A 23727-nucleotide genomic window follows, 5' to 3' on the forward strand; every position below is an offset into this window, starting at 1 on the left:
GCCCGCGCCGAGCGCCGCAAGGGCGAGCAGCTTCGCCGCGACGGCGCGCCCGCGCGAGGGGACCGCCGTGAGGTTGGCGAGGCGCCCGGCAGCGCGCTCCTCGTCCACGGCGAGCCCGCAGACGATGGCGGACATGAGCGGCATGAGGGCGCCGAGGAACTGGGCATAGGCGTCCGCGCCCAGCGCCGGGTCCCATCGGGCTACTGAGAAGTACTCGCCGCAGGCAAGACCGGCTGCCAGGCCGCAGACGAGGTGCACCGCCGTGAGCGGGGAGCGTGCCAGGCGCAGGGCCTCGGAGAGCAGGGCCCGCGAGAGAGTCATGCGCGGCGTCGGGTCGGAGAGTCGCGTCACGGCCATCACCTCTCCTCGGAGCGCGCGAACCAGGCCGCGCCCGCCGCCGTGAGCGCGGCGAACGCGAGCGCGCAGACCGCAAGGCCCGCCAGCGTGAGCATGCCATCCGCCGCGAGCGCCCCGCCGAGCGCCATGTCCGCCGCGAGTGGCTCGCCGCTCGGCAGCACGGGGATGAAGCTCGTGGGGATGACCATGCTCGCCGACGGCGGAAAGAGCTGCGGCAACGGCACCAACGACCAGGCGAACCCACCCACGAGCTGCGCGACGAGCGGGCAGAAGATGCCCGCGAGCATGCCGAGCCGCACCGTGAGAAAGAGCCCTGCGGGGATCATCCACGCCGCGGTCACCGTGTTGACGAGCGCGCAGAAGAGCATCGTGAGCGTACCCGCGGCCGTGAGGCCCTGCGAGGAGAACGCCGATCCCGCGAGGTAGATGCCGAAGACCACGAGGTTCGAGAGCGTGCAGAGCGCGAGGCACCAGAGCGCCTTGGCCCACCAGGCGCGCCCGAGCGGGAAGCCCAGGCCCAGAAGCCCCCGCATCCGCGTGCGAGCGTCCGCCCGCGCGACGCACGCCACCACGAGCGAGAGAGACACGGGCAGGAAGAGCGCGTACCAGTAGTTCCACGCACTGAAGATCTGCACGCCCCGGTAGGGCATCGCGCCGAGCAGCGGCATCGGCAGCGCCATGAGCACGGCCAGGCGAACCGGTGCCGCGTGGCGCGACTTCAGGGCCTCGGCGCGCAGGGCCGCGAGCAGGCCGCCTTTCTCGCCCGTCATGCCGCCACCTCCCCGCGCGCTCGTCGCCCTTCCCGGCAGAAGCTCATGAAGAGTTCCTCGAGGTCCTGCCCGGGCCGAAGCGCATCCTCGTAGGCGAGGCGCCCCTCGCAGATGATGCCGATGGTGTCCGCCATCTGCTGCACCTCGGAGAGGATGTGGCTCGAGACGATCACCGTCGTGCCCGCCGCCGCGAAGCCGCGGATCTGGTCGCGCAGCTCCTCGATGCCGATGGGGTCGAGGCCGTTGGTGGGCTCGTCGAGCACGAGCAGGCGTGGCCGGGCGATCAGCGCCAGCGCGAGCCCCAGGCGCTGCCGCATGCCCATCGAGAAGCGCCCGGCGCGCTTCTTCCCGGTGTCCGCGAGGTCCACGGCGGCGAGCACCTCATCTATGCGGCTCTCGGGAAGGCCCAGCAGCGTGGTGCGCACGCGCAGGTTCTCGCGCGCGGTGAGGTTGGGGTAGAGCGGCGCCTCCTCGATGAGGCTGCCGATTGCGTAGAGGTCCTCGCGGCACCAGGCGTGCCCGGCAAAGAGGATCTCCCCGGCCGTCGGCCGCAGCATCCCGCAGATCATCTTGAGCGTTGTCGACTTGCCGGCGCCGTTGGGACCGAGCAGCCCGTACACCTCGCCCTCGCGGATATGAAGGCTCACATCGGCCACGGCGTCCTGCGCCTGGTCGCCGCGGCCGAAGCGCTTGGTGAGCCCACGCGTCTCGAGCATGTAACCCATGGGTTTATCCTTTCTCTTCCGGGAGCGCGGGCCGAGCCACCGTGCCCGCGCGCCTTGCCTTTCGGGTTCACCATCCATGGTGGGGTGCGTTTCTAACGAAGCCGTAACGGCCGTTGGGCTCTTTTGGCGCCAGCCCTTCTCGACCCGCACATCATGATTAATTTGCTTAAGGCAACAACTTTCCCGATCGATGTCATCACCGAATCAAAACGTGTACATCACCCTCCAAAACCGACATTTTTCGGCATGTTTGGAGACTGATGTACACGAATGCGAAAATCCCCGCCGCCCAAAAGCGCCCTCCACATGTCTGGACTCTCTATGCTTACGCTGGATAGACATCGCCGGAACGGGTATAGTATCGAAAGTTTTGTCGTTAACCAGCGGGGGAGTCCTGTGGGCATCAAAAAGAAGATCAAAAAGAAGATCAAAAAGGAGCTTATCGGCACTTCCGATTACCCGTCGAATAAGATCTTTACGATCTCCAATTTCATCACCTTTACGCGCCTGATCCTCACCCTGGTATTTCTGTACCTGTTTGTGACGGATAACAACCGCGTCATCGCCATCGTTATCTACGCCGTTGCCGCCTCTACCGACTGGATGGACGGTCAGATCGCCCGCATGACCAAGACGGTCTCGTGGCTCGGCAAGGTCATGGATCCCATCTGCGACCGTGCGCTGCTGTTCACCGGCGTACTTGGGCTGGTGGTCCGCGGAGAGCTGCCCATCTGGGTCTGCGTGCTCATTATTGGCCGCGACATCTATCTGGGCATCGGCACGCTTATCGTTCGTCATTATCACCGTCGCCCCATCGATGTCGTCTTTCCCGGAAAGATTGCCACTGCACTGCTCATGACCGGCTTCTCGCTCATGCTGCTCGGGTTCCCCGTTGTTGACGGCCTGCACCTTTTACCTTCATCCCTCACGGCCTTCCCGGGTCTTAACGGAAGCTCGGTGCCCCTCGGCATCTTCTTTGTGTATGGCGGTGTGATCTTCTCCATGCTCACCGCTGTCATCTACTCCATTAAGGGCGGAGCGGCCATTAAACAGGCTCTCGCGCATCCCGAGGACGAGGACATCGACTTTCTGAACCCCGAAATCGAAGACTGATTCGTTGGGGTATGATTACGTACGGTTCATTATTTGCGGCACGTCCGCGATAAGTTAGGGGTTGTCATGGACAACATGGTTAACAATATGCCTCAGAATGATAAGACTGCTGACGCTACCTGCGTATTCCGCGTGCCTTCAAGCGACGTCACCGTTCCCGACCTCATGGCCAACGTGCGCATCACCGCCCCCGTTCTGTCCATCGTCAAGGGTCCGCAGACTGGTGCCGCCTTTGAACTCGAGGACGACGTGACCACCATCGGCCGCGATCCCGCAAATGGCATCTTCCTCAACGACATGACCGTTTCGCGTAGCCACGCGCGCATTATTCGCGAGGGCCTCGGCGCTCGCATTGAGGACCTGGGCTCGCTCAATGGCACCTGGGTCGACGGCGCCATTGTCAACGCGGCCCCGCTGCACGATGGTTCTTCCGTCCAGATCGGTACGTTTACGCTCATCTACCACGAGAGCACGCCGGAGCGCATCGAAACCGGTGAGTAGGGCATGGCCGAACGCAACTATCTGAGTATCGGCCAAGTCGTCAACCTTCTTCGAGGCGCATACCCCGATCTTTCGAACTCAAAAATTAGATTTCTAGAAGATGAGGGGCTCATTACCCCTCATCGTACGCCTAAGGGATACCGTCAGTACTCTAAGGAAGACGTTGATCGCCTGGAGGTCATCCTGCACTTGCAGAAGACCCGCTACATGCCGCTCAACGTGATTAAGCAGCGCTTGGAAAACGCCACGGACCTGTCAACGCTCGCCTACGAGGTGGGCTTGCTGTCCGATGTTCCGCTTAAGACGGAGCCCAAGGAGACCAAACAAAAGCTGCATCCCATCGAGACCATTCCCGATATGCTGGGCGTCGAGATCTCGTTTATCCGCTCGCTCGCCGAGAACGACCTCATTCGCATCATCAAGAGTCCGCAGAACCGTGAGCTCGTCGATGGTCGCGATTTTCCGATCATCCGCTACTGCTCCGAGCTGTCACGCTTCCATATCGAGCCGCGCAACCTGCGTCAGTACGTGTCTTCCGCCAACCGCGAATCCTCGATGTTTGAGCAGGTGCTCGTGAGCATGCTCGGCATGGATACCTCCGATGACGAGCGCGACGCCAAGCTCGAGCGTGCGTTTAAGAAGCTTCACGACCTGACGGAGGGCGTGCACACCGCGCTGCTCAAAAACCGCGTTTTTGAGTCGCTCAACGCCGTGGTCGAGGACGCCGACATCGATGCACTCGATGAGGAAATCGCTCGCTCCGAATCCACCAAGGCCAAAAACGAAGAAACTGCCGCACCGGCTTCGCACGAGGATTCTCTCGTAAAGCCGCTCAAGGTCGTCGCCCCTTCGCAATCCGGCACCGTCACCGCGGGCAAATAACCGCTGTTGATATTTCGGCAACCCATTGAAAGGTCATGCAATGTACGACTTCGAATCTCAAATCGTCGACATCCCCGACTATCCCGAGCCCGGAGTCATCTTCAAAGACATCACGCCGCTCTTTGGCAATCCCGAGGCGCTCAAAGCCATGACCGATGCCCTCGCCGAGCACTTTGCCGGCATGGGAATCACCAAGGTCGTGGGCCCAGAGGCTCGAGGCTTTATGGTTGGCGTACCGGTGGCTGTAGCCCTTGGCGCCGGCTTTGTTCCCGCACGTAAACCGGGCAAGCTGCCGCGCGAGACCGTGAGCCAAAGCTATGAGCTCGAATACGGAACGGATTCCATTGAGATCCATGCCGACGCTATCAGCTCTAAAGATACCGTGTTGATTCTGGATGACTTGGTCGCGACGGGCGGAACCGTCGAGGCAACAGGTAAACTGGTGCGAGATATGGGCGCAAAGCTTGTCGGTTACGGTTGTATCCTTGAGCTTGCGTTTCTCAACCCGCGCGAGAAGCTCACGCCGTCTGATGGCGATGTGGAGCTCTTTAGCCTGGTGACGGTGGACTAGCCGTTACCCTTAGTTACTGGAAAGGAAGCTACATGCGCACAGCAAACACGCACAAAAACATGGCACGCTGCGCTGCTACGGCAACCCTCGCTTGTGTTTTGGGCTTGGGCCTCGCGGCTCCTGCCTACGCCGATACCGCATCCGACCTTGCCGCTGCTCGAACGAAGCTCGAGCAGATCGGTACCCAAACCCAGCAGATTTACGATGAGCTCGCCACGCAGACGCAGGCGCTCGATCAGACTGCTGGCGAGATCACGCAAAAGCAGCAGGAGATCGCTGACGGTCAGGCCAAGCTCTCGACCTATGTCGCCGGCGAGTACAAAACTGGCGGTCTGAGCCTGCTTCAGGTTTTGACGGGTGTCGATGATCTGAGCGATATGCTCAACCGTCTGTTCTACTACGGCAAAGTTTCCGATAAGCAGGCTCAGACCATTCAAGAGGTCAAGGAGCTTAAGCAGCAGCTCACCGATAAGCAGGCCGAGCAGGAGAAGAACGTCGCCGCCACGCAAAAGAAGGTCGACGAGCTTAATGCTCAGCAGGCTGAAGCCCAGAACGTCGTAAATTCCTTGGATTCGCAGCTGCAGGCCGAGCTTGCCGCCGAGGCCGAGGCCAATGCCGCGCTGCAGGCCGGCATCAACGCCAGCACCGCCGAGAAGGCCACGGTGAGCAACGAGACTGCCGGTACGACCGAGAACACCAACAACGGTGGCCAGACCAGCAATAACAACAACCAGGGCGGCAACACTCCGGCTCCTACGCCGGCACCTGCTCCGACGCCGCAGCCCTCCACGCCTGCTCCGGCTCCGACGCCTTCTGCTCCGAGCCAGTCCGTCGATGGCGGTTCTGTTGTCTCGCGTGCATACAGTAAGCTTGGTTGCGCTTATTCCTGGGGCGGAATTGGCCCGAACAGCTTCGACTGCTCTGGTTTTGTTAGCTATTGCCTCACTGGTCGCTATTGCCGCCTGGGCACCACGGGTACCTTTATGGGCTGGACGCGTGTGTCCGATCCGCAGCCCGGTGACGTTGTGGTCAACTCGTACCACACCGGCATTTACATCGGTGGTGGTCAGATGATTCATGCTTCCGACTACAATACGGGTGTTATCATCAGCTCCGTTGCCGCCGGCATGAACAACAACTATATCTTCGTGCGTTACTAAGTCATCTTACACAGCGTGTGAATGTGGACCTCGTGGCTTTAAGTCGCGAGGTCCATTCTTTATTTTCTCTAATCTTGTACGGCTATCTAGTATTCAAAACTAGATAGCCGTACATTCAGTTTGCAAGATGGCTATAATTGTTGAGGAACAATTAGAAAGGACCCTCTATGAGCTGGGCACTTATCTCCGATTCAAGCTGCAACCTCCGCGATTGGCAACCGACCGCGCCCCATACCACCTTTGCATTTGCGCCCCTCAAAATTCGAGTGGGGGAGCGTGAATTCATCGATGACCTTTCACTCGATGTTCATGAGCTCAACTGCGCTGTTCAGGCGGAGACGAACGCTTCTTCGAGCGCTTGTCCCAGCGTAGGGGAGTGGGCCGAACTCTTCAAATTGGCAGACAAGACCATCTGCATGCCAATCTCTGAGGGCGTGTCGGGCAGCTACAACGCCGCCGCCACGGCTCGCGATATGGTTCTTGCCGAGGAGCCCGACCGGCAGATTCATCTAGTCAATTCGCGCGCAGCTGGCGGCAAAATGGACCTCATTTTCTTGCTGTTCGACCGCCATCTTGCAAGCAATCCGGATGTCTCATTCGAGGACGCTTGCGCATACTTCGATAGCCTTGAGCAGAACAGCAAAATCCTCTTCAGCTTGTGCAATTACGAAAACCTGGCCAAAGCCGGACGTATCCCTAAGGCAGCCGGCGTCATTGCCAATAAGCTCAATATTCGCATTTTGGGCACGGCGAGTGAAGCCGGTAAAATCGAACTCGTCGGACACACGCGTGGCGAAAAGAAGATGCTCAACAAGATCATCGACACCATGGAAGCCGAAGGTTTTACGGGCGGCGAGGTCGTTATCGACCATGTCGAGAATGAGGCAGGCGCCCAAGCACTTGCCAGCCGAATTGTGGAGCGCTGGCCAGGCTCCAAGACTATCATCATGCCCTGTAACGGGCTAGATTCATACTATGCCGAAATGCATGGGCTCATTATCGGCTACGGCATGGGCGTGGCTTCGGGCCAATAACGTCCAACCAAGCAAAAATACGGGCGGGACAAAGTGGCAGATAGACCTTTGTTCCGCCCGTTTTATACGTCGGCTAGCTATTAAACCCATTAAACTTTAGATAGCTCATCAGGTACGCTTTCGAAACGAAGGATGAAACCGCACTGCGCACAAGCAGCGACTCACGCGTTACCTGATGCGCCGTATCGGGAACCGGCGTCTGCTCGACGGAAAACGCCGAACGAATCGATGCCTCGAGCTGATCGACCACATAATCGAAGGCCGTCGGGGCATCGTAGCTCAAACGCTGAATGTTAAAGAGTGCCTGCACCGCAGCAATAGGTAGCACCTGCTTAAAGATGCAGATAGCGATCAGACGGGCAATCTGCTCGCGGCCATATTGCTTTTTAACCGGAGCAGGCACCAGGCCGACCTTCACGTAGTTGTTGATCATCGATGGCGTAATGACGGGCTGCTCAACGCAAATGGACAGCGGCTCCATCCACAGCGCAACATACTCAATAACCTGGTCGCGATAGAGCGTCACATTGGGCAACTGGTCATAGCGCGACAGACTCAACGTATTGAGTTTGCACACGATTTCGGACTGAATAAATGCATCGGGCAGCACCGTGGGCTGAATATCCTCAGGCTTAATACTGACCGACGAATCGGACATCGGAATAACGTGTTTAACGTGGTTCATAAAGGTCCTCCGTTCATTTTCTATATTGTATTCTAGGTTATCTAGTTTTGCATACCACATAGCCGGCAAGTAAAAGTGGTTGGACAACACATTGATGCATCGTCCAACCACTTTGTTTAAAGATAGCAACCTTACATAAGATATATTATCGTACTTATCCACGGAGAAACGCGTATGCGCTCGTTGCTGCTATGGCTCCGTCCGAAACAGCGGTCACAACCTGGCGTAAACGTTTGGAACGGATATCGCCAGCGGCAAATAAGCCAGGCGTGCGGGTGGCCATCGATTCGTCGGTCACAATACCGCCGTCGGGCGCCAAATCTACCAGATGCTCTACAAGCTCAGTATGGGGCTGCACGCCAGCAAAGACAAAAATGCCAAACGAGCCAGGTTCAAAGGTCTCAGCATGCGTCTTGCCGCTCGCATTATCCTTGAACGTAATTGTCGTGGGCATCGCTTCACCAGAAAGCTCAACAATACTAGTTTGGTACCTAACTGAAATATTATCCTTAGCTAGGACTTTTTTCACGACGCCCTCGGGCGCACGGAACTGGTCGCGGCGCAAGACGATGGTCACGCTGCTGGCGATTTCTGACAAGAACAGGGCTTCCTCGCAGGCGGCATTGCCGCCACCGATGACAAAGACCTGTTTACCGCGAAAGAACATGCCATCGCACGTCGCGCAATACGAAACACCGCGACCGCGATACGTATCCTCGCCAACAAAACCAGCAGATCGCGGCGTAGCACCCATGCAAGCGATAACACTCGAGGCCAGCGTATCGCCCATATCATGATGCACCGTAAACAGCGCTGTATCGGCATCGTAATCGATACCCGTAACCATGCTCCATGCAACCTGTGCTCCCAGGCCCTCTGCATGTTGCTGAAAACGCTCGCCGAGTTCGGCGCCACTCAAGAGCGGAATGCCCGGATAGTTCTCGACCTCATTGGTTGTGGCGATCTGCCCTCCCGACATGCCCTGTTCAATCACGGTCGTCGTTAGGTTGGAGCGCGCAGCGTAAATGGCGGCAGCATAGCCCGCGGGGCCGCCACCGACAATAGCAACATCGATCGGCTGATGGGTAGTCATGAAGAGACCTCCTGTCGAAAGATTGGCGTTCTTTGCGCTCATACCCAAATTTACGTGAACGTGACACTCATGCACTACAATGATAAATCCGTGTTACAACGTCGAAGGGGAGTTATCGATGGATCAGACGCAGACGGGCGACGACGCTCCCCTGCTCACGCACAGCACTCCCCAATCGGAGCAAACCACGCTCTTGGCCCAGCAAAAACCTCTCGTGACCATCGTGCACGCCTCCGTCGGCTCAGGCCACAAAGCCGCCGCAAATGCGATTGCGCAGGCATTCGACCTCATCCGCGGCACCAATGGCATCCCCGAGGATGTTGAGATTGAAGTGCTAGATATCCTTGATTTTGGACGTATTAAATTCGACGGCAATAAGACCGCGGCATCTTTTACGGGAGCCACGCGCCCCATCTACGACCTGACCTGGCGATATACGCTTACGGGACATCTTCTTTGGGGTGGAGGCACGGCATGGTCGCGAATTATGTTCCCCGCCTTCAACGAATATATTCGTAGCCGCAGGCCCATAGCCGTGGTCGCAACGCACATCACAGCAGCCAATGTTGCCGTGGGTGCCCGCGTAATTACGGGTATCGATTACCCGGTCATCTGTGTGCCGACCGATTACGAAGTCGAAGGCTTTTGGCCCCACAAGGACACCGACCTATTCTGCGTGGCCAATGAGTTTATGGCCGAAACGCTGCGCCCGCGCAAGGTGCCCGAGGCAAATATTCGCATTACCGGCATTCCTATTCGCGCCGGATTCGACACGGATTACGATCGCGAGGAAGAGCTAGCCAAGTTCAACCTCCCCACCGACAAGACCGTCGTGCTGGTTATGGCCGGCGCCAGTTTACCTCAACCGTACGTCCGCTTTCGCGCGGCGATGGACCAGACCCTCCCCTTCCTACGCAGCTTTGAGGACATGCATTTTGTCTTTTTGCCGGGCAAGGATGAGGAATACGCCGACCGCCTCAAGACGCTCTTCGACGCCATGAAGCTCGAAAACGTCACGGTTCTGGACTACGTGGACGACATGGCGGCCCTCATGCACGGCTGCGACCTGGCAATTCTCAAATCGGGCGGACTCACCGTCACCGAGTGCCTGTGTGCGCATTTGCCGATGATCCTGCTGGGCAAGTCCTATGGCCAGGAAAAGGCCAACACCACGATGCTCACCGGCATGGGCGCCAGCATGCATGTCACCACCGCACGAGAACTCATCGTAACCCTGCGCCATCTGCACGATCATCCCGAGTCACTCAAAGCCCTACTCATCAACGGCGAAGTACTACGCCGCCCCCACGCAGCCGAAGACATAGCCATCGCAACCATGGAGCTCATAGGCAAACCCCAAAAGCGCAAAAGAGCCTTCTGCCGCTTCTACTGGGGCGAAAAACCTGCGCATATCCGCTAGCGTCGGACTGTCCGCTTGCCTGTGGGGGCCTATATATCATCCCGTGCTCAAACATTCTCACTACGCTGCGAAACTGCGCGCGGGACGATATATAGGCCCCCACAGGCAAGCTGCGTTTACGTACTAGCAGCTAAACTAGATTCCCCTCCAGTAGAACCAACAAAGGCGAGACCGGAAAAGATGAATACAGTTAGCCGACGCGACAAAGAGACTATTCCTTTATCGCGTCGGCTAACTAGAATGTAATTTTTTGTCAAGCGAGTAGCCGCCCGCCCGCCTCTCTCACATATCGTTCCACGCGCAGTTTCGCAGCGAGCGAAGCGAAGCGAGAATGTTTGAGCATGGAATGATATAGGTAAGCCCCGAGCGGGAGGGATACGAGCGCCCTAGGCGACGCCGCTGGAGCCGAAGCCTCCGTTGCCTCGATCGGTTTTGTCTAGTTCTTCTACTTCTATGAGGTTGACCGTGGGGACTTCTTGGATGACGAGTTGGGCTATGCGGTCGCCTTTGTTGATTTGGATGTCGTTGGTGGGATCCAGGTTGATGAGGATAACCTTGAGCTCTCCTCGGTAGTGGGCGTCAATGAGACCCGGCGTATTGACTATAGACAGGCCCTGCTTGATGGCCAAGCCGCTGCGGGGCTGGACGAAGCCGGCGTAGCCGTCAGGCAGGGCGATGGCCAGCCCAGTAGAGACCAGACGGCGTTCGAAGGGCTTCAGGACGCAATCCTCGTTGGAGCGCAAATCCAAGCCGGCATCGGTGGGATGGGCGTATTTGGGAAGCTCGACGGTGGGGTCGAGACGCTTTATGTTGACGGTAATGTTGGGCATGGAATCACCTTAGCTTGTCGAGCTCTTGCAGAAACTCATCGACGTCTTTGAAATCACGGTAGACCGAGGCAAAGCGAATGTACGCTACCTTGTCGATCTTGGCCAAGCGCTTGAGCACCATGTCACCCAACTCATGGGACGTGACGGCCGTCAGCGTGCGTGAACGCAGCTCGACCTCGATGTCGTCGATAATCTCATTGAGCTTCTTAGTGTCGATATCACGCTTGATGGTGGCGCGCATCAAGCCGACGAGCAGCTTATTGCGATCGAACCGCTGCTTAGTTCCGTCCGACTTAATGACCTCGATTGGGTCTTCACATCGCTCGAACGTTGTAAAGCGGTAGTTACACGAGCAACATTCGCGACGGCGCTTAATGGTGTTATTTGACTCCTGCATACGGGAATCAACGACGCGGGTATGTGCCTTGCCGCATTTGGGACAGCGCATGGAACCTCCTCTTAAACGATAACAAGGGTACCATGCGCAGCGCGATAATGATTACGAACGAGCAGGAACCTTAAGATGCGCACCGGCGGCGAGCGAACCATGCTCCAGATGATTGACGTTACGGATCATGTCGGAAGTCTCTTGCGTGGAAAGGCCTTCGATTGGATATTCCTCGGCAAGCGACCAAAGAGAATCACCAGGCTGAACGCGAATGGTCTCGTAGGTAACGTTGGAAGCGGACTCGGCATACGCGGCATGACGAGCGCTGAAGACCGACGTAGCGAGGACAAAAAAGAGCGTGAGCGCAACGGCGACGGCAACAATCGTCGAGACCTTCAGGGCAGCGGGAGTCGGCGCGGCAACAGCATACTGAGTACGAGCAGACTTTACGGGCAAAGGTTGATAACCGGAACGGCCACCCTTGACAACAGTAAAAGCGGGCGCGGCAGGCGTCTCGAGCTTAAGGGCGAGGTTTCCCTGGACCATATTCGTTGCGTTCATCATGTTCTCCTCTCGCGTGTTTTGCTGAGAACAGTTTTATCAAGCCGCGCGGACAAAAATGTCTGGCGCGAGAACGAATGTTCGGTTATTATTATCTTCGAACAGTTGTTCCTGTCAAGCAAAATTCGAACATTTGTTTGACATGGGTAGAGAGGATGCCCTGATGGCTCGCAAAATTACCAAGCGTCAGCAGCAAATTTACGACTTCATCAAGGAATATCAGCAGGAGAAGGGTTATCCGCCCAGCGTGCGCGAGATGGCTTCTGCCGTGGGCCTTTCCTCCCCCAGCACCGTGCACGCTCATCTCTCTGCCCTGGAGGCGCGCGGGCTACTCAAGCGCGATGCCACCAAACCGCGTGCCCTGGAACTCTTTAACGAAGACGGTTCCTCTGTCTCAATTTCTAAATCTGACGAGCCCACCGCACCTCGCGGGACGGTCTCGCTACCGCTCGTTGGTCGCGTCGCGGCTGGGATCCCCATTCTGGCCGAGCAGAATATCGAAGACACTTTTACTATCCCGACCGAAATCGCCACCGATCAGGGTTCCTTTATCCTTGAGGTACATGGGAGCTCAATGATCAATGTCGGCATCTTCAATGGCGATTACATCATCGTCCGTGAACAAAAGAGTGCCATGAACGGCGAAATTGTCGTGGCCATGATTGATGGTTCAGCGACCGTCAAGACGTTCTACAAGGAGCAGGGACGCGTACGCCTGCAGCCCGAGAACGACACCATGGAACCTATCTATGCAACGAATCCCGTTATCCTGGGCAAAGTCGTCGGCTTGATGCGCCGGTTCTCGTAATGCAAAAACGCATAACCATCTTTGATACCGTCCGCGGGTTTACGATGATTTCTATGGCAGGTTTTCACGCTTGCTATGATCTCGCCTACCTGTACGGCTGGGATATGCCCTGGTTTACCCAGTCAGTCTTTCAAGACATCTGGCGCGCCAGCATCAGCTGGGTATTTTTGTTTATCGCGGGTTGGATGTGCACGCTCTCACGCAACAATGCTAAACGAGCGGCCAAGTACGCTGCCGCAGCTTTGGTCGTCTGGATCGCAACAACGGTCGTATCGGTCGACGATTCAGTGAACTTTGGCATCATTTATTGCATGGCGGCGTGCACCGCGGTGGTTGCACTCACCCGTCCGCTACTCCAAAAATTACCGGGCTCGTGGGGCATCGCGGCGTGCCTTGTTCTTTTTGCCCTAACCTGGGGCATTCCAAAAGCGGTCTACCCACTCCCCTACCTGGCATGGCTAGGATTTCCGGGCCCGGGTTTTGTTTCGGGAGACTACTATCCGCTCATTCCGTTTGTCTTTATGTACCTTACCGGCTATTTTGCTGCCCAGGTAGCACAAGCATCAAGCCTCGAAGCGCCCGAATGGGCATACGCCAATCCCATCCCGGCGCTCACAGTCCTTGGTCGGCATGCCTTACCGTTCTACCTGCTCCATCAGCCTGTCATTCTAGGCGTACTAGAAATCGTTTATTCCGTACGATAGCGCTCGAGACGCGGCGCGATTCGGGCCGGCAACTTCGCCACAATGCGAACGCCGTTCTCGAGATATTCTTCATGCAGAAGGGTTCCCTGCTCATGCACCAGCGTGATGAGGGCGCCCTCACGATACGGGATATCAGCGGAGAGCAGCACATCGGTGGCAGCCGCCTCACGAGCAATACGGTCGACGAGATCGTCGAGTCCCTCGCCCGTTTGGGCCGAGAACAGCACGGCCTCGGGATAGCGACGACGGAAACTTAATCGATCAACGCTATCGAGAAGATCGATTTTATTGAATACGGTCAGCGTTAGGCGCTCTCCGGCACCGATCTCATCAAGCACGCGGTCGACAGCCTCCAGCTGCCGTTCATAGTCCTCGTCAGACGCATCTACGACTTTGAGAATTAGATCGGCACCCAAAACCTCGGACAGCGTCGATTTAAAGGCATCGACAAGACCATGCGGCAGCTTTTGAATAAAGCCGACGGTATCGGTGATCGTCATGCCGCGACCGCCGGGCAGGCGATACGAACGCGTCGTCGGGTCGAGCGTAGCAAACAGCTTGTCCTGCGAAAGTACAGTAGAGCCGGTCAGACGATTGAGCAACGTCGATTTACCGGCATTGGTATAACCGGCTAACGCGACGCGAAACGCCGGAGACTCAATGCGGCTCTTGGACTGGACATCGCGACGCTGTTCAACCTGCTTGAGCTCACTACGAAGCGCAGCGATCTTATTACGAATGAGGCGACGGTCGACCTCGAGCTGGCTTTCACCCTGACCAAAGCGTGAGCCGATGCCGCCGCGCGTCTGCTCCTTGGCAAGATGGCTCCACATGCCGCGCAGACGAGGCAACAGATACTGAAGCTGTGCCAGCTGAACCTGTAGGCGTCCCTCACGCGTCTGAGCATGCAGGCCAAAGATATCCAGGATCAGTGCTGTACGATCGATAATCTTTACCGGCTCGCCCACGGCTTTCTCCAAATAGGACTGCTGCGAGGGCGACAGGTCGTCATCAAAAATAACGACATCGGCATCTAAGCGATGCACCAGGCCGCACAGCTCTTCAACCTTACCGGAACCGATAAACGATTTAGGATACGGCTTTACCAAACGCTGCGACAAGCGTGCCACGCACTGGGCACCAGCCGTGTGGGCAAGACGTTCCAGCTCATCAAGCGAGCGATCGAGCGGCCATGCATTGTCGCGCCACTCAACACCAACTAAAATGGCACGCTCGGGCTCGGGCGCCGTGGGAACAAGGGGGAAACGGGCCATTAGGCAGCCTCAATACGATGCAGAATATCCTCAACGACCTCATCGATCGTACATTCATCCATATCAAACCACACGATACGGTCATCGCGCTTAAACCACGAAAGCTGACGCTTGGCATAACGACGCGAACGCATCTTAATGAGTTCGCGAGCCTCATCCATGCTTATCACGCCATTGAAAGCATCGATGATCTCTTTGTAGCCAATTGCCTGCATCGACGTCAGGGCATCTCCCAGCCCCTGGTCCATAAGACCGCGGACCTCATCGACAAGACCCTGCTCAAACATCAGATCGACGCGCAGGTTAATGCGCTCGTAGAGCACCTCGCGATTACGCGTCAGACCAAACCATAGAGCACGATAATGCTCGCGTGGAACACTAAACTGACTTTTTTGCTGTGCATAGGAGACACCATCATCGTGCATTTCGAGCGCACGAATCACACGGCGCACGTTATGGGGATGAATAACAGCAGCAGATTCTGGGTCACGCTCGGCAAGCAGCGCGTGCAGCGCTTCCTCGCCTATGCGCTCGGCGAGTTCCTGATACCCCGCGCGACGATCGTCCTCAAGCTCGCCCGAGGGAAAATCCATCTCATCCAGGGCGGCCTTGAGATACAGCCCCGTACCTCCGCAAAAAACCGGCAGGCAACCCAAACCAAGGAGACGTTCAACATGCGCGCGAGCGTCATCCTGATAAAGTGCAGCAGAATATGCCACACCCGGCTCAACAATGTCGACGAGACGCAACGGCGCCGTACACTCATCGGGCGCCATCTTTGCAGTACCGATGTCCATGCCGCGATAGATTTGCATCGCATCGCACGACAGCACTTCGGACGAAAGACAAGCTGCCAAACGGTCGGCAACATCGCTCTTACCAACCGCCGTCGGACCGACGATCGCAACGGCGGAAAGACCTGCCCCGGGAGAAACCATTAGCGCGGCTCGCCCACAACGGAGCCGGACAAATACCAGGTCTTGGCAACGTCAACGTCAACATCAACGATCTTGCCAACAAGCTGATCGATGCTGTAGCCCTCGGGGATGGGCGCATGCACGGTCTGATTCTTGGGACTCTTACCCAGCAGGACCGCGTCGTTCTTTTTACTCGTTCCCTCAATGAGCGCCGGCACCACAGTATGGAGCTCACCCTGGTTATACTCGTGTGCCGTGGTCTCGATAACCTTAACCAGGCGGTTGAAACGCTCGAGAATAACCTCATGCGGCGTAGGATCGTCAATCTCGGCGGCCGGGGTACCGGCGCGCTTGGAATAGATGAAGGTATAGGCCTGAGCATAGCGGACCGTCTCGGCAAGTGAGAGCGTCTGCTCAAAGTCTTCTTCATTCTCGCCCGGAAAGCCAACGATAATGTCAGTCGAGAGCGCGATATCGGGCATGCGGTTGCGAATGCGATCGACCAGGCCCAGATAGTCCTCGCGTGTATAACGGCGATTCATCTCTTTGAGGATCCGCGTCGAACCTGACTGGACGGCCAAGTGCAGCTGCGGCATAACGGCAGGCGTCTCGGCCATGGCGTCGATGGTCTCGGGCAACAGATCCTTGGGATGCGAAGACGTAAAGAAGATACGCTCCACACCCGTATCGCCCACGGCGCGCAGCAAATCGGCAAAACGCGGCTTGCCAAACAGATCGCGACCATATGAGTTAACGTTTTGGCCCAAAAGTGTGATCTCGCGCACGCCCTGGCGCACCAGACCGGTCACCTCGTCGACAATCTCCTCGAAGGGGCGGCTCTTTTCGCGACCGCGTACGTACGGCACGATGCAGTAGGTGCAGAAATTATTGCAGCCCGTCATGATGGGCACCCAAGCGTGATACTGGGTCTCGCGATGCCACGGCATGCTCATGGCATCCGTATCCTCATGCTCATTGGTACGGATATGACGCTTACCATCAAGGAACGCCTCGGCAATGAGCTCGGCCACATGTGCGATGGAATGCGTGCCAAAAATGACATTGACATTATCGACGTTGGTGAGCAGGACCTCGCCATCGCGCTGCGCGATACAGCCACCCACGGCAACCACGCGCTTGCCCGAAGGCGAAGGCGGCAGGCTTTTGCAGGAATTGCACTGACCGTACAGGCGAGTATCGGCGGCCTCGCGCACGCAGCATGTCATGAAGACAACAATATCGGCATGCTCGGGATCGAGCGCCATGAGGCAACCATACGAATCGAGCAGACCGCTCACGCGCTCGGAGTCGTGCTGATTCATCTGGCAGCCAAAGGTGCGGATAAAGTAGGTTTTACCGGCAAGAATATCGCGTACGGAACGCTGGTCCATGTGCATAAGTCCTAACGATGGGGGGCGAATCGAGGCAAGCAGAAGCTATGCCACAGGCTTAACATCATCAATGACGACGTTATCCATAGCAGCTCGATTGATCTGGTGAACGTAGATAGAAAGGCGGATGGCTGTGCGCGACTCCCCATTAATGAGGATGTCGGAGAACACAGGCGCGCAGGAAATATCAAAACCGGTTGGAATCAAAAAACCGCGCGCGATAGCCACGGCCTTAATGGCCTGGTTGACAGCACCGGCACCGACACACTGGATGTTGACGGGTACACCATCCTTGACCATGCCGGCGATGGCGCCGGCAACGGACGCGGGCGATGATTTGCTTGATACCTTCAGGCAATCCATGAAGAAACTCCTGCGTTTAAAAGTACGTTTTAACTGCAATAACTTTATCGTACCGAGTGGACTCGGTAAAGGCACTATTCCTCTTTGGCAAGATCGAAGGTCACGGTGATTCGATCACGCGAAACGCGAATCTTTGGGTCGCCGCAAAGGTTGAGATAGTACCGGGCGGCAAGGTCATTAAAGTCGCGCTCCACAGCACGCGAAAACTGTGCCATGTCATCCTTGGCAATACGTAGCCCGCGACGATCCTTCGCGAGATCGACAGGAGCCGGCGCATGCGAGGACGAATCACGTTCGCGCAGCAGACGCGCGGTCACACCGCGAACGGGCTTAATCTGCCCTGCCAAAATGCGATGTGCCGTGCGCTCGGACATCTCAAGACCCAAACCCGAGCAGATACGGATAAAGTCCTCGGCATCGGAGGCAAGGCCTAGACGATCAACAACCGGAAGCTCGCTCTCGTCATCAATAAACAGGAGACGAGACGTATCGAGCCGACTTGACGCCTGAGCATAAAGGGTCGCGGCAATCTCAGACGGAGAACCAAGATAGACATCGCAACCACGCAGCTCCTCGAGCGCAAACTCACAGGCAGCGCGAATAATATTATGCGGACCGCGAGCACAGACATAACGTCCGTCCTCATCCTTGACGGCCTGGGGCCAGCTGGACTGATCGGCACGCTCACTAAGGCGGTCGGCCGCAACGCTCACCTTAAAGGCTGAACCAAGATCGACGCCGGACGTGACCACACGGGCCTCGTCGGTGTTCTGCTTGATTGAAAACAATGCCATACCACGACCGTGAACGCCCCAACGGTCCATCTTCATGCTCTCGAGCTTGGAGGTAACGCGGGCATCGAAGATTCGCTCTTGCATATCCTGCGGAACGCCCGAACCGTTATCCAGAAAGACAAGCGTGCGGACGCCATCTTCCTTGGTCGTGGCGAGATAGACCTTGTCGGCGCCAGCATCGCGAGCATTACGGAGCATTTCGATGACGATATCCTCGACATGTTGAATGTCGTGCTTTGCCTGGCGCCGCTCGGCCTCCGAAACGCGGAGGCGGACATACCCCTCGCCAAGGTTCTCCTCGACGCGAAGGTTGCCCTCCCCCGACATCGACGCGATAAATGAGATGAGCTCGTTCGCGTCGCTCATATTATTTAGCGATATCGACAGCGCGGCTCTCGCGAATCACGACGACGCGCACCTGACCGGGATACTCCATCTCTTCCTCGATCTGATGGGCGATATCGTGAGCCAGGACCGTGGACTGGGCATCGGAGATCTTGTCCGGCTGAACCATGACGTGGACCTCGCGACCGGCCTGCATGGCATAGGTACGCTCGACGCCGTCATGGGAGTTGGCGATCTCCTCGAGCTTCTCAAGACGCTTGATGTAGTTCTCGGCAGACTCGCGACGGGCGCCGGGGCGAGAAGCGGAGACGGCATCGGCGGCCTGTACCAGGACATCGAGTACCGTGTTGGGGTCGACATCGGCATGGTGAGCCTCGATAGCATGAACGATAACGGGCTTCTCGCCATAACGGCGAGCAAGCTCGGCGCCGATGACGGCATGCGGGCCCTCGACGTCGTGGTCGATTGCCTTGCCCAGGTCGTGCAGCAGGCCGGCGCGTTTGGCAGTCACAACGTCCAGGCCAAGCTCGGAAGCCATCACGCCGCACAGGTCAGAGACCTCGAGGGAGTGCTGAAGCACGTTCTGACCAAACGAGGTACGGTAGCGCAGGGCACCAAGGGTCTTGACGATCTCGGGGTGCAGGTCGTGAATGCCGGTATCGAAGGCAGCCTGCTCGCCAGCCTCGCGCACGCGCTGCTGAACCAGGTCGGCAGCCTTGTGATACATCTCCTCGATGCGGGCGGGGTGAATGCGGCCGTCGGCGATGAGGTTCTCGAGGGCAACACGGGCGGTCTCACGACGGACCGGGTCGAAGCTCGAAAGAACGACGGTCTCGGGCGTGTCGTCGATCACGAGGTTGACGCCGGAAACCTGCTCGAACGTACGGATGTTGCGACCCTCGCGACCGATGATACGGCCCTTGAGGTCATCAGAGGGAATGTGCACGGAGGTAACGGTGACCTCGGCAGTGTGGTCGGCAGCGCAGCGCTGAATCGCCAGGGACAGAATCTCCTGGGCGGTCTTGTGGCACTCGGCGCGAACCTGCTGCTCGGACTCGCGAATGATCGTGGCAGCCTCGTGGGTGACCTCGCCACGAACCTTATCGAGGAGCTCCTTGTGGGCGTCCTCGCGGGTAAGGTCGGCGATACGCTCGAGCTCGGAGGTCTGCTTTGCGCAGAGCTCCTCGAGCTCTCGGGAGCGCTTCTCGACCTGACCGGCCTGACTGGACAGCTGATGCTCGCGCTTGTCGAGAGCGTCGTTACGGCGATCGAGGGATTCCTCGCGCTGCATCACGCGGTTCTCGAGCGTACGAATCTCGCTCTTACGCTGCTTGTCCTCGGCCTCGGCGGCCTGCTTGTTCTTGATGATCTCCTCTTTAGCCTCGAGCAGAGCCTCTTTTTTGAGGGTCTCGGCCTGACGCTTAGCATCACCGATCAGGGACTCAGCCTGTGCGTGTGCCGACTGAATCTTTTCGTCGGCCTCGTGAAGACTACCCTGCTTGGCGGTGCGCATGTAGGCAATGGCGGCGACGGCACCCAAAACGATGCCAACGAGCGCTGCAATGATAGGCATGCTCACTCCTTTTTATGGATTCGTTACACAACAAAGCGAACCGTCCTTACGAACGGCTCGCGACATTTGAGTAATATGGGCGCAGCTTATGCGGGTCGGATACAGATAAACATATAAACAAACTCATCACAGATGAGCACATATCACAAAGCAAATGACAATGTTTATCGTACGTTGAACCACAACAACTGTCAAATAAATGGCCCCAGCACGGCGGCTAAAACGCGGTGAACGGCAGGGCCACAAAACGCATACGCCTAAAGCGCACATTCCTCACATTCGGCATCGAGACGTGCCTTAACGGCATCGGCGGCGATGTGATACGAAAAGCCCTTGCCCATCAAAAACCGAACCAGTTTTTCGAATCCGCGCGTCTCTGGAACACGCCGCTTAACGAGCAGGGCTGACGCACGCGCCAAATCGTCTTCGACGGCAAAATAATCCTCGGGATAACCGGGAATGTCATCGAGCACGACATGACGGCGCTTGAGCTCGGTCTCGATTTTACGCTGTCCCCAACCACGCCGCTTGCGTTCCTCGATAAAGTACGAGCAAAATCGGTTCTCGTCTAAAAAGCGATACTCGGTGGCACGCTCGACGGCGAAATCGATCGCGGGCTGGTGAAAGCCGTAGCGAGCCAGCTTGTCACGGACCTCACCCGTCGCATGGTCGCGGCGCGATAACATCTCAGTCACCATGGTAAGTGCACATTTACGCTCGATGAGCTGCACCGCCTCACAAAAGTTATCCCAATCACAGGGAAGATCGGGGCGGTTTTTGACATACAGGCGCGCGACCCGCACGGGAATCCAAATGGACCGCTCAAAACCGCCCTCAAGCTCACAATCGATATGTGCGCAAGGCTTTTTGGACGCATACCCGCTCGAGAACGAGGAGGCCGCCTTCTTATCGGGAAAGACGACCGTGGCCTCGGTCACCGTATACGACATGAGCGTAACCGCTACTCGTCGTCATCATCGAGCATGGCGGAACCATCGATGGCGTAAAGCTCGTCAAACTCCTCAGGCGCAGGCTGATCGGTCAGCTCTACCTCGGACGGAGCATCGTCATCAAACTCAAGCCCGCAGGCAAGACGGACCTTATGCTCAATCTCGTCGGCGCAATCGGGGTGTTCGCGCAGGAACGCCTTGGCGGCCTCGCGACCGTTGCCGAGCTTGTCCTCGCCATAGGCAAACCAGGAGCCCATCTTCTTGCAGATGCCGCACTCGACAGCCATGTCCAGAATCGAGCCCTCCTTAGAGATGCCCGTACCGTACATAATGTCGAACTCAGCAGAACGGAACGGAGCTGCCACCTTGTTCTTAACGACCTTAGCGCGCACGCGGTTACCGATAACCTCGTCCTTAAGCTTAATGCTATCGATACGGCGAATGTCGATACGCACCGAAGAGAAGAATTTAAGGGCGCGGCCGCCCGTCGTGGTCTCGGGGTTGCCGAACATGACGCCGATCTTCTCACGCAGCTGGTTAATGAAGATGCACGTCGTGTTGGACTTAGACAGCGAGCCGGCGAGCTTGCGGAGCGCTTGGCTCATCAGGCGAGCCTGAAGACCGACCGTAGTGTCGCCGATTTCTCCCTCGATCTCGGCACGCGGGGTCAGCGCGGCGACGGAGTCAACAACGATGGCATCGATGGCGCCGGAACGCACGAGCATGTCAACAATCTCGAGCGCCTGCTCGCCCGTATCGGGCTGAGAAATGAGCACCTCGTCGATATCCACGCCGATACGCGCGGCATACGTGGGATCGAGCGCATGCTCGGCATCGATAAATGCCACAACGCCACCCATTGCCTGGGCCTCGGCCAGGATCTCGAGCGAAAGCGTCGTCTTACCGGAGGACTCAGGACCGTAAATCTCGACGATACGGCCACGCGGCACGCCGCCGATACCCAGCGCGGCATCGAGTGCCAGAGCGCCCGTAGGGATGGCCTCGACCTCGAGCTCGGGGCCACCGTCGCCGTACCTCATGATGGAACCCTGGCCGAATTTCTTCTCGATCTCGGCCTTGGTGGTGGCGATCATCTCATCGCGCTCTTTACCCGTCGTGCGAGCATGAACGGTACGTACGGGACCTGAATTCTTGGCCATGAATAGCCCTCCTCTTAACAACCTGCATCGATAATAAACGAACGGCTGTTCGTGGTCAACCGTTCAGATAAATCATATGCAGCCGACCTTTCCAAAACCCAACCAAAAGCCGACCAAACACTGACCAAATGCTTGACCATAAAGGGCCAAATAAGAACAAGGCAGGCAAAAATACACCTATGAACAGCACAAACGCTAAATTCTTCTGAGGTCCCCATCTCCACAATTAAGGGGCCCGGAGGCCCCTTAAAACACGTCTATTCCATAGAATCGAGCACGCAGACAATGCGACCCAATGCCTCCGTGACCGCATGGGCACGAACACACGAACGATCGCCCTCATAGTGGCAGCGCACAGAGTCCACGATCGGCACTCCCCCATCGGCCGAGCGATACGCCCAGCCAATATAAAAAGTGCCAGCCGGATCGTCCTCGGTCCCTCCACCCGGGCCGGCATAGCCAGTCGCGCTCACGGCAATATCGCTCTGATACAGCTCCAGCGAACCGGCAGCCATCTCGCGCGCCGTCTGGTGCGACACGGCGCTAAACCGATCGAGCGTCTCCTGCTCAACACCCAGAACACGATGCTTGATCTCATCGCAATAGGTCACCGCACCGCCGCGCAGCACCGCCGAGGCGCCCGAGATATCGGCAATCGTCGAGGCGATCATACCCGCCGTCAGCGACTCAGCCGTAGAAACCGTCACGCCCCGAGCGCTCGCGCGCTCGACAATATCGCGCGCCAGCTCCTCGTTATGTGCGGAAATCTGCTCAAAAGAGTCCGCCATACCCACCAGGACCTAGACCGAAAAGACGATCTTGCGGCAGTTCCAGAAGTACTGGGCGCCCGAGATAACGGTCAAGACAACGGCAACGGCATACAGGAAGCGCGACACCGAGTAGATGCCGAGCGTCAGCGCCACCGGGCCAAGGTGCAAGCCGGCCATCGCAAAAACGCACAGGTAACCGCAGATGGAGACCATCGTGGTCGCCGTCTTGTACTTGCCTAGCTTGTCGGCGGCAACGACCACACCGGCCGCACTCGCGACCATGCGTAGGGCGCTCACCAGCAGCTCACGGAACAGGATGATGAACACCGACCACACGGTTACGAAGCCAAAATCCAAGAACAGCAGCAGGGCCGAGAACACGAGCAGCTTATCGGCGATGGGGTCCAAGAACTTGCCGAAGTCGGTGATCTCGTTGCGCGAGCGCGCCAGATAACCGTCAACCTTATCGGTGCACGACAGGATCACATACAGAATGAAGGCAGCGGCGGCGAGCGGGCCGTCGAAGGTGCTCCAATTCGTACCGGCAACACTCGTGTGAGACAGCGCCGAAACGATCATGAACACCGG

Annotated in this window: 26 protein-coding genes and 1 pseudogene; 9 read left to right on the plus strand and 18 right to left on the minus strand. The window is 57.5% G+C overall.

The window, feature by feature from the left end:
* The 3 genes and pseudogenes from DW195_RS02210 to DW195_RS02220 all read right to left on the minus strand — a co-directional run.
* Nucleotides 1-321, minus strand: a pseudogene (locus DW195_RS02210) (lantibiotic ABC transporter permease); the annotation flags it as partial.
* A 35-nt stretch (nt 322-356) separates the two neighbouring features.
* The gene (locus DW195_RS02215) at nt 357-1127 is read right to left on the minus strand and encodes a hypothetical protein (RefSeq protein ID WP_118205700.1); all 771 of its coding nucleotides are present in this window, start codon (nt 1125-1127) and stop codon (nt 357-359) included.
* A complete protein-coding gene (locus tag DW195_RS02220; RefSeq protein WP_118205701.1) occupies nt 1124-1852 on the minus strand; it encodes a lantibiotic protection ABC transporter ATP-binding protein in 729 nt (242 codons plus the stop codon). The genes DW195_RS02215 and DW195_RS02220 overlap by 4 nt, the downstream gene beginning before the upstream one ends.
* Nucleotides 1853-2173: 321 nt before the next feature.
* On the opposite strand from DW195_RS02220, the gene DW195_RS02225 reads away from it, so the two are divergent.
* The 6 genes from DW195_RS02225 (at nt 2174) to DW195_RS02250 (ending at nt 7113) form a co-directional block, all read left to right on the plus strand.
* A complete protein-coding gene (locus tag DW195_RS02225) occupies nt 2174-2965 on the plus strand; it encodes a CDP-alcohol phosphatidyltransferase family protein (protein WP_233540791.1) in 792 nt (263 codons plus the stop codon).
* Nucleotides 2966-3031: 66 nt separating this feature from the next.
* Nucleotides 3032-3466 carry an FHA domain-containing protein gene (locus tag DW195_RS02230; RefSeq protein ID WP_006236002.1) on the plus strand — a complete coding sequence of 145 codons (435 nt, stop codon included), beginning with the start codon at nt 3032-3034 and terminating at the stop codon, nt 3464-3466.
* 3 nt (nt 3467-3469) lie between these two features.
* Nucleotides 3470-4348, plus strand: coding sequence for a MerR family transcriptional regulator (locus DW195_RS02235; RefSeq protein ID WP_055250118.1), 879 nt, complete (start codon nt 3470-3472; stop codon nt 4346-4348).
* A 40-nt stretch (nt 4349-4388) separates the two neighbouring features.
* A complete protein-coding gene (locus DW195_RS02240) occupies nt 4389-4919 on the plus strand; it encodes an adenine phosphoribosyltransferase (RefSeq protein ID WP_118205702.1) in 531 nt (176 codons plus the stop codon).
* Between the two features lie 32 nt (nt 4920-4951).
* The gene (locus DW195_RS02245; protein WP_055285172.1) at nt 4952-6079 is read left to right on the plus strand and encodes an NlpC/P60 family protein; all 1128 of its coding nucleotides are present in this window, start codon (nt 4952-4954) and stop codon (nt 6077-6079) included.
* Nucleotides 6080-6246: 167 nt separating this feature from the next.
* Nucleotides 6247-7113: a DegV family protein gene (locus tag DW195_RS02250; RefSeq protein WP_118205703.1), complete on the plus strand. Its 867-nt coding sequence runs from the start codon at nt 6247-6249 to the stop codon at nt 7111-7113.
* 73 nt (nt 7114-7186) lie between these two features.
* On the opposite strand, the gene DW195_RS02255 is transcribed toward DW195_RS02250, so the two are convergent.
* Complete coding sequence (locus DW195_RS02255; protein WP_199576293.1) at nt 7187-7798, minus strand: DUF1836 domain-containing protein; 612 nt, start codon at nt 7796-7798, stop codon at nt 7187-7189.
* Nucleotides 7799-7952: 154 nt separating this feature from the next.
* Entirely contained in the window at nt 7953-8891 is a 939-nt protein-coding gene (locus DW195_RS02260) for an NAD(P)/FAD-dependent oxidoreductase (RefSeq protein WP_118205704.1), read from the minus strand.
* Between the two features lie 118 nt (nt 8892-9009).
* On the opposite strand from DW195_RS02260, the gene DW195_RS02265 reads away from it, so the two are divergent.
* Nucleotides 9010-10311, plus strand: a complete 1302-nt coding sequence (locus tag DW195_RS02265) for a glycosyltransferase (protein ID WP_118205705.1) — start codon at nt 9010-9012, stop codon at nt 10309-10311.
* 386 nt (nt 10312-10697) lie between these two features.
* Here DW195_RS02265 and dut read toward each other — a convergent pair whose 3' ends face one another.
* Genes dut through DW195_RS02280 form a run of 3 tightly spaced genes read right to left on the minus strand, consistent with a single transcriptional unit; the run spans nt 10698 to nt 12090 of the window.
* Nucleotides 10698-11141 (minus strand): dUTP diphosphatase, encoded by a 444-nt coding sequence (gene dut, locus DW195_RS02270; RefSeq protein WP_118205706.1) that lies wholly within the window; start codon nt 11139-11141, stop codon nt 10698-10700.
* A 4-nt stretch (nt 11142-11145) separates the two neighbouring features.
* Entirely contained in the window at nt 11146-11589 is a 444-nt protein-coding gene (gene nrdR, locus DW195_RS02275) for a transcriptional regulator NrdR (RefSeq protein WP_022093781.1), read from the minus strand.
* 51 nt (nt 11590-11640) lie between these two features.
* A complete protein-coding gene (locus tag DW195_RS02280) occupies nt 11641-12090 on the minus strand; it encodes a LysM peptidoglycan-binding domain-containing protein (protein ID WP_158567882.1) in 450 nt (149 codons plus the stop codon).
* A 163-nt stretch (nt 12091-12253) separates the two neighbouring features.
* Here DW195_RS02280 and lexA point away from each other — a divergent pair, with 163 nt between their 5' ends.
* Nucleotides 12254-12898, plus strand: a complete 645-nt coding sequence (gene lexA / locus DW195_RS02285) for a transcriptional repressor LexA (RefSeq protein ID WP_040359862.1) — start codon at nt 12254-12256, stop codon at nt 12896-12898.
* Entirely contained in the window at nt 12898-13602 is a 705-nt protein-coding gene (locus DW195_RS02290; RefSeq protein WP_118205708.1) for a heparan-alpha-glucosaminide N-acetyltransferase, read from the plus strand. Before lexA ends, DW195_RS02290 begins: the two co-directional genes overlap by 1 nt.
* Here the strand turns inward: DW195_RS02290 and hflX are convergent.
* The 10 genes from hflX to pgsA all read right to left on the minus strand — a co-directional run bounded on the left by hflX (nt 13587) and on the right by pgsA (nt 23718).
* Nucleotides 13587-14876 (minus strand): GTPase HflX, encoded by a 1290-nt coding sequence (gene hflX, locus DW195_RS02295; RefSeq protein ID WP_118205709.1) that lies wholly within the window; start codon nt 14874-14876, stop codon nt 13587-13589. The genes DW195_RS02290 and hflX overlap by 16 nt on opposite strands.
* Nucleotides 14876-15814, minus strand: a complete 939-nt coding sequence (gene miaA / locus DW195_RS02300; protein ID WP_118205710.1) for a tRNA (adenosine(37)-N6)-dimethylallyltransferase MiaA — start codon at nt 15812-15814, stop codon at nt 14876-14878. The genes hflX and miaA overlap by 1 nt, the downstream gene beginning before the upstream one ends.
* Nucleotides 15814-17184 carry a tRNA (N6-isopentenyl adenosine(37)-C2)-methylthiotransferase MiaB gene (gene miaB / locus DW195_RS02305; protein WP_118205711.1) on the minus strand — a complete coding sequence of 457 codons (1371 nt, stop codon included), beginning with the start codon at nt 17182-17184 and terminating at the stop codon, nt 15814-15816. The genes miaA and miaB overlap by 1 nt, the downstream gene beginning before the upstream one ends.
* 45 nt (nt 17185-17229) lie before the next feature.
* The gene (locus DW195_RS02310) at nt 17230-17547 is read right to left on the minus strand and encodes a stage V sporulation protein S (protein WP_117564291.1); all 318 of its coding nucleotides are present in this window, start codon (nt 17545-17547) and stop codon (nt 17230-17232) included.
* Nucleotides 17548-17621: 74 nt separating this feature from the next.
* Complete coding sequence (locus tag DW195_RS02315; RefSeq protein ID WP_006235981.1) at nt 17622-18707, minus strand: ATP-binding protein; 1086 nt, start codon at nt 18705-18707, stop codon at nt 17622-17624.
* 1 nt (nt 18708) lies between these two features.
* Nucleotides 18709-20259 carry a ribonuclease Y gene (rny, locus tag DW195_RS02320; RefSeq protein ID WP_118205712.1) on the minus strand — a complete coding sequence of 517 codons (1551 nt, stop codon included), beginning with the start codon at nt 20257-20259 and terminating at the stop codon, nt 18709-18711.
* Nucleotides 20260-20516: 257 nt separating this feature from the next.
* Nucleotides 20517-21209 (minus strand): regulatory protein RecX, encoded by a 693-nt coding sequence (locus DW195_RS02325; RefSeq protein ID WP_118205713.1) that lies wholly within the window; start codon nt 21207-21209, stop codon nt 20517-20519.
* 11 nt (nt 21210-21220) lie between these two features.
* On the minus strand, nt 21221-22369 hold the full coding sequence (gene recA, locus DW195_RS02330; protein ID WP_022094695.1) for a recombinase RecA: 1149 nt from the start codon (nt 22367-22369) through the stop codon (nt 21221-21223).
* A gap of 257 nt (nt 22370-22626) precedes the next feature.
* Complete coding sequence (locus DW195_RS02335; protein WP_118205714.1) at nt 22627-23157, minus strand: CinA family protein; 531 nt, start codon at nt 23155-23157, stop codon at nt 22627-22629.
* Between the two features lie 12 nt (nt 23158-23169).
* Nucleotides 23170-23718, minus strand: a complete 549-nt coding sequence (gene pgsA / locus DW195_RS02340) for a CDP-diacylglycerol--glycerol-3-phosphate 3-phosphatidyltransferase (RefSeq protein ID WP_233540798.1) — start codon at nt 23716-23718, stop codon at nt 23170-23172.
* Between the last annotated feature and the right edge of the window lie 9 nt (nt 23719-23727).

Source organism: Collinsella sp. AM17-1 (assembly GCF_003470665.1).
GTDB lineage: Bacteria > Actinomycetota > Coriobacteriia > Coriobacteriales > Coriobacteriaceae > Collinsella.

What these genes read in the sequence shown, in the direction of transcription:
- DW195_RS02215 (WP_118205700.1), bottom strand. Translation starts at nt 1,127, where the DNA reads ATGACGGGCGAGAAAGGCGGCCTGCTCGCGGCCCTGCGCGCCGAGGCC.
- DW195_RS02280 (WP_158567882.1), bottom strand. Translation starts at nt 12,090, where the DNA reads ATGAACGCAACGAATATGGTCCAGGGAAACCTCGCCCTTAAGCTCGAG.
- recA (WP_022094695.1), bottom strand. Translation starts at nt 22,369, where the DNA reads ATGGCCAAGAATTCAGGTCCCGTACGTACCGTTCATGCTCGCACGACG.
- DW195_RS02230 (WP_006236002.1), top strand. Translation starts at nt 3,032, where the DNA reads ATGGACAACATGGTTAACAATATGCCTCAGAATGATAAGACTGCTGAC.
- DW195_RS02225 (WP_233540791.1), top strand. Translation starts at nt 2,174, where the DNA reads ATGCTTACGCTGGATAGACATCGCCGGAACGGGTATAGTATCGAAAGT.
- DW195_RS02260 (WP_118205704.1), bottom strand. Translation starts at nt 8,891, where the DNA reads ATGACTACCCATCAGCCGATCGATGTTGCTATTGTCGGTGGCGGCCCC.
- dut (WP_118205706.1), bottom strand. Translation starts at nt 11,141, where the DNA reads ATGCCCAACATTACCGTCAACATAAAGCGTCTCGACCCCACCGTCGAG.
- DW195_RS02325 (WP_118205713.1), bottom strand. Translation starts at nt 21,209, where the DNA reads ATGTCGTATACGGTGACCGAGGCCACGGTCGTCTTTCCCGATAAGAAG.
- DW195_RS02335 (WP_118205714.1), bottom strand. Translation starts at nt 23,157, where the DNA reads ATGGCGGACTCTTTTGAGCAGATTTCCGCACATAACGAGGAGCTGGCG.
- miaA (WP_118205710.1), bottom strand. Translation starts at nt 15,814, where the DNA reads ATGGTTTCTCCCGGGGCAGGTCTTTCCGCCGTTGCGATCGTCGGTCCG.
- DW195_RS02265 (WP_118205705.1), top strand. Translation starts at nt 9,010, where the DNA reads ATGGATCAGACGCAGACGGGCGACGACGCTCCCCTGCTCACGCACAGC.
- DW195_RS02235 (WP_055250118.1), top strand. Translation starts at nt 3,470, where the DNA reads ATGGCCGAACGCAACTATCTGAGTATCGGCCAAGTCGTCAACCTTCTT.
- rny (WP_118205712.1), bottom strand. Translation starts at nt 20,259, where the DNA reads ATGCCTATCATTGCAGCGCTCGTTGGCATCGTTTTGGGTGCCGTCGCC.
- DW195_RS02245 (WP_055285172.1), top strand. Translation starts at nt 4,952, where the DNA reads ATGCGCACAGCAAACACGCACAAAAACATGGCACGCTGCGCTGCTACG.
- lexA (WP_040359862.1), top strand. Translation starts at nt 12,254, where the DNA reads ATGGCTCGCAAAATTACCAAGCGTCAGCAGCAAATTTACGACTTCATC.
- DW195_RS02220 (WP_118205701.1), bottom strand. Translation starts at nt 1,852, where the DNA reads ATGGGTTACATGCTCGAGACGCGTGGGCTCACCAAGCGCTTCGGCCGC.
- DW195_RS02255 (WP_199576293.1), bottom strand. Translation starts at nt 7,798, where the DNA reads ATGAACCACGTTAAACACGTTATTCCGATGTCCGATTCGTCGGTCAGT.
- hflX (WP_118205709.1), bottom strand. Translation starts at nt 14,876, where the DNA reads ATGGCCCGTTTCCCCCTTGTTCCCACGGCGCCCGAGCCCGAGCGTGCC.
- miaB (WP_118205711.1), bottom strand. Translation starts at nt 17,184, where the DNA reads ATGGACCAGCGTTCCGTACGCGATATTCTTGCCGGTAAAACCTACTTT.
- DW195_RS02250 (WP_118205703.1), top strand. Translation starts at nt 6,247, where the DNA reads ATGAGCTGGGCACTTATCTCCGATTCAAGCTGCAACCTCCGCGATTGG.
- DW195_RS02290 (WP_118205708.1), top strand. Translation starts at nt 12,898, where the DNA reads ATGCAAAAACGCATAACCATCTTTGATACCGTCCGCGGGTTTACGATG.
- DW195_RS02310 (WP_117564291.1), bottom strand. Translation starts at nt 17,547, where the DNA reads ATGGATTGCCTGAAGGTATCAAGCAAATCATCGCCCGCGTCCGTTGCC.
- pgsA (WP_233540798.1), bottom strand. Translation starts at nt 23,718, where the DNA reads ATGATCGTTTCGGCGCTGTCTCACACGAGTGTTGCCGGTACGAATTGG.
- DW195_RS02240 (WP_118205702.1), top strand. Translation starts at nt 4,389, where the DNA reads ATGTACGACTTCGAATCTCAAATCGTCGACATCCCCGACTATCCCGAG.
- DW195_RS02315 (WP_006235981.1), bottom strand. Translation starts at nt 18,707, where the DNA reads ATGAGCGACGCGAACGAGCTCATCTCATTTATCGCGTCGATGTCGGGG.
- nrdR (WP_022093781.1), bottom strand. Translation starts at nt 11,589, where the DNA reads ATGCGCTGTCCCAAATGCGGCAAGGCACATACCCGCGTCGTTGATTCC.